The organism is Erwinia sp. PPS120 (assembly GCF_047918655.1).
Lineage (GTDB): Bacteria > Pseudomonadota > Gammaproteobacteria > Enterobacterales > Enterobacteriaceae > Erwinia > Erwinia tasmaniensis_A.
On the sequence record NZ_JBLREF010000083.1, the window covers coordinates 1 to 3,926 of the forward strand.

A 3,926-nucleotide genomic window follows, 5' to 3' on the forward strand; every position below is an offset into this window, starting at 1 on the left:
CGCCGATGCAGCATATTCAACGCATGACTTGATTCTACTTATCGCCTCCGTTAAAAAGGGGAGGATTACCCAGGGACAAAAGTGTTTGAAATTTTGTACAGAACAGTTCAGGAGTTCAAGGATACGGACAGAGTTTTCCTTACTTATGAGCTTGTAGATCAAAACTTAGTGAAAATCTCAGAATCAACGTATTACAGAGGAATGAAAGAGCTTGTTAATAAGGGTTTTATCGCTGAAAAAACTGTTCAGAATTCATATTTCATTAATCCTGATTTCATATTTAATGGTGATCGCCTGTCATTTGTTAAATCATATATTTTAGCGAAATCATCTTCGCCTAAAAAGATGAGAAAAGAGTAATGATTACATGAAGAATAATAAAAACTTTTTTTCGTTACAGCCCGCTGGCATAGAAACTATGTGCAGACTGTTTGGCTAAATATTAGAAGTCTAGAAAATCATCATTTTCAAGATAATAGTTTAGAGCATCAATAAAATCTTGGTTACTGGAAGAAGGCTTTTGTTCAATTACTGATAAGATTACATCAGCAAACTGCTCACCAGAATAAATATATGATAAACCTCTGATAGCTGCATCTTGCGGATAGACTTCATTATTATTTTCATCTACCTGTGGATAACCGGAGACCAAATATTCTTTATCTCCGAATAACTCTCCGTCTGAACCATAAATGCAAAAGTTATCATCTTCGCAGCAAGATTTAACCATGATGTCAATTATATCATTCAATTTCATATGGTTACCTTTAATCTTCTTAGATTTGACTAGCCAAACTTGAGGATTATTTGGCTAGCCAGATAAATCAGTCTAAGAAATCATCCATTTCTAGATAGTACATTACTGCTTCAAGCAGATCTTCTTTGGAGGCGGTGGGATGGTGTTCTAGTTTATTCTCAATTATTGCTTTAAATGTTGGGTATTCCAGCCACGTGTCATAATCATCTTCCATGTCCTCATCTTCTTCTTCAGATTCCGCAAGGAAATAGTCAGAATTTTTAATGACGGATCTTTCATTGGAAAATTCTTTATTAACAAAAAATCCTCCAACCTTAGGTAGTTGCTTATAGATGGCTAATAAACCTTCAAAACCTTTGATTGTTTTCATTCTACCCTCATTAGCGACATGTTTTACCACCACCCCATTTATGACGACCACCGGAGCCATCTGGGTGATAGATTTTATGATACGATTTATGGTCGTTATAATCGACCAAACTTAAAACTCCGGGCTGGTTTTCATGATGCCAAGTCATATCAGGAGGAGAATATTTGCTGAAATTTCCTCTTGAATTCGGTTGTACGTGCTCTACAACGCCTGGATATTTTGTCTGCATTTCCTGCTTAAATACCGAATCTTTCTGCAACCGTTCATATACAGACTGATTTCCCCTTCTGAAATGCTCGCTGTCTTTCAAATCATATTCCGAAGGATCAAGCGTATGTTCATGGAATACATGATATTTACCTAGTCCTCTCTCACCTTCGCCTTTGTAAAGACCAAGTGGATCAATCCAACCCAGCGGATTCGGTGCATACGCATAAAGATTCAGCCCGCCGTTTAGCCCTATCGGGTCCTGAACGGTAAAACGTCCAACCTGCGGGTCATAGTAACGGAACAGATTATAGTGTAGTCCCGTCTCACTGTCAGCGTACTGCCCGGCGTAGCGCAGCGGCTGATGAGCAAGGGTAGTGTGTTGCGTGAGTCTGTTGAAGCCTTCCGTCTGCCGGGTCACCTCACCAAAACTACCGTAATGACCGCTCCACCGGAGCTGTCCCCGTTCATCGGTGACTTCCAGCGGTGCGCCGTTCAGGTCGGTGCTGAACCAGAAAATCTCTCCTCCATTTTCCTCACACAAATGGTCAACCCGCGCCAGCGGGCTGTATGCTTCGTTCGGGTCGTAAACATATGTCTGGCACTGCCCGTTCTGCTGCTGCTCCTGCAACAGTCGCAAGCCCTGCCAGAGGAAGCGCGTCTCCGTGGTGCTGTGTTGCGTGGTAATCGTTTTGCGTGTGCGTCTGCCCAGCACGTCATAGTGGTAGCGTGCCTTAAAACGGCCTTCCGGGCCGGTGCCTTCTGCCTGTATCAGCCGGTTTTCCGCGTCGTATTCATAATGCTGTTCATACAGACCGCTTCGGCGACTGACCAGGTTTCCCCACCAGTCATATTTCATAAACAGATTTTGCCAGTGCGTCAGGCGGTTCTCCGTCAGTGGCAGGGCAGTGAGGTCATTACCCGGCATCAGGTTATCCGCAGCATCGTAGTGGAACGTCCTGTTACTGTGGCTCGGACGAGCTTCGTAATGCCTGAGAAGACGACCTTCTTCATCATAACCATAAATGGTGTTGCCACGCAGTGTGTCACTGACGTCTGACAGTTCTCCCCGTGCGGTGTAGTTGAAGGCGCGTTCGAAGATTGTCTGTTCCGGCAGGTCGGGGGTGAAGCTGCGTTGCCTGGTACGTCTGCCCAGACTGTCATACTGGCGGGTCTGTTCACGGGTTCCCTGAGTGCGGGCCACCTCTCTGTGAAGGCGGTCGCGGGTGAATTCAGAGATGATTTGCTGATTAAAGCGGATGGCACTGACGTGGCCGGAACTGTAATGCAGCCAGCTTATCTGCTGGCCGCCGGGCAGGGTCAGCGCAGTAAGATTACCCAGAACGTCATACGCAGAATGCAGTTCGCCGTTGACTCCCTGTTCAGTGAGCAGGTTTCCTGACGCGTCAAAAGTAAACTGAATTTTGTCCTCTTCAATGCCCAACGCCATGCCATCGGCAGTTGGCGTGCGCGTCAGGCCGGTAAGCTGCCCGCTGTGGTTACGCTGGTAATGGTACTGGGCATCGCGGGTTGTGCGGGTGGTCAGCAGGCCGCTGCTGTCATAGCTGAACTGCTGCGCGCGTCGTGGGATGCCGCCATCGTTATCAGGTCTGCCGTTTTCCATAAGCGTGGTGAGCAGTCCACGTTCATTCCAATCCATCTGCCGGGATGTATTGTCCGGGCGGACTTCGCTCAACGGGTGGCCTGTCGGGTCATACGTAAACCGGTACTCACCGCCGTTGCCGTTTTCCAGACGCAGCAGATTCCCTCGTGCATCATAGTGCCAGCGACGTATGATACCGTTGCGGCTGGTCTGACTTAGCGGTTGCCCCAGGCGGTTGTACGTCCAGAGCACGTCGCTTTCCAGCAGATCACGCCAGGCCGTGAGCTGACCGTGCTCGTTCCACCGCAGCGTTTCCTGACTGCCATCGGCACGAATAACGGCGGTTAGCTGGCCTGCATCGTTCCATTCGCGGCGTGTGAGGTTGCCTTCTGCGTCCTCACTGGTGATAAGCTGACCAAAGCGGTCATACGTAAAGCGGGTCACGCTACCGGAGCAGTCAGTGCGTTGCGTCAGCAATCCCTGACGATTCCATTCCAGCATCACGTCACCGCCCCTCGCATCGGTGATACGGTCAGGCAGCGTTTCTTCTTCATCGGGGTAGTGATACGTGGTGGTGTGATTCAGCGCATCGGTTTCCGACAGCAGGCGACCGTTCAGGTCATACACAGACTGAGTGGCTGTTGAATCCGGGAAAACCGTGCGGGCGATGCGGTCCGTATTGCGAAACCAGTAATACGCTGTGGTGCGGCCAGCCGGGTCAGTCTCTGAGGTCATGCGGCCATAACGGTCCCACTGGCTGCGGCGCATGGCTCCGTCAGGCAGGATGATGTCGCATAACTCACCGTCGCGGTAAACGAAGCCGGTCTGACGACCGTCATAATCGGTGAAGCGGGCGACGTTATCGTCATCGTCTGTCAGCCAGTGTGCCCGTGCGCCATCTTCGCGGGCGGCGCGGCGGGTGCCATTCACAAAATCGTATGCAAAATCAAGCTGCTCACCCGCACTATTGCGGTAAGCCAGCACGCGGG

General features: G+C 49.4%; 4 protein-coding genes. 1 reads left to right on the plus strand and 3 read right to left on the minus strand.

Features of this window, described 5'->3' with window-relative positions; all coding sequences use genetic code 11:
• The first annotated feature begins 81 nt into the window (after positions 1-81).
• Positions 82-360, plus strand: a complete 279-nt coding sequence (locus ACLRGG_RS21155) for a replication protein (protein WP_416251559.1) — start codon at positions 82-84, stop codon at positions 358-360.
• Between the two features lie 82 nt (positions 361-442).
• On the opposite strand, the gene ACLRGG_RS21160 is transcribed toward ACLRGG_RS21155, so the two are convergent.
• The 3 genes from ACLRGG_RS21160 to ACLRGG_RS21170 all read right to left on the minus strand — a co-directional run.
• Positions 443-757, minus strand: a complete 315-nt coding sequence (locus ACLRGG_RS21160; protein WP_416251560.1) for a DUF7716 domain-containing protein — start codon at positions 755-757, stop codon at positions 443-445.
• A 67-nt stretch (positions 758-824) separates the two neighbouring features.
• The gene (locus tag ACLRGG_RS21165) at positions 825-1,127 is read right to left on the minus strand and encodes a DUF7716 domain-containing protein (RefSeq protein WP_416251561.1); all 303 of its coding nucleotides are present in this window, start codon (positions 1,125-1,127) and stop codon (positions 825-827) included.
• A 10-nt stretch (positions 1,128-1,137) separates the two neighbouring features.
• The coding region (locus tag ACLRGG_RS21170) for an RHS repeat-associated core domain-containing protein (protein WP_416251562.1) at positions 1,138-3,926 on the minus strand (2,789 nt) is incomplete at its 5' end.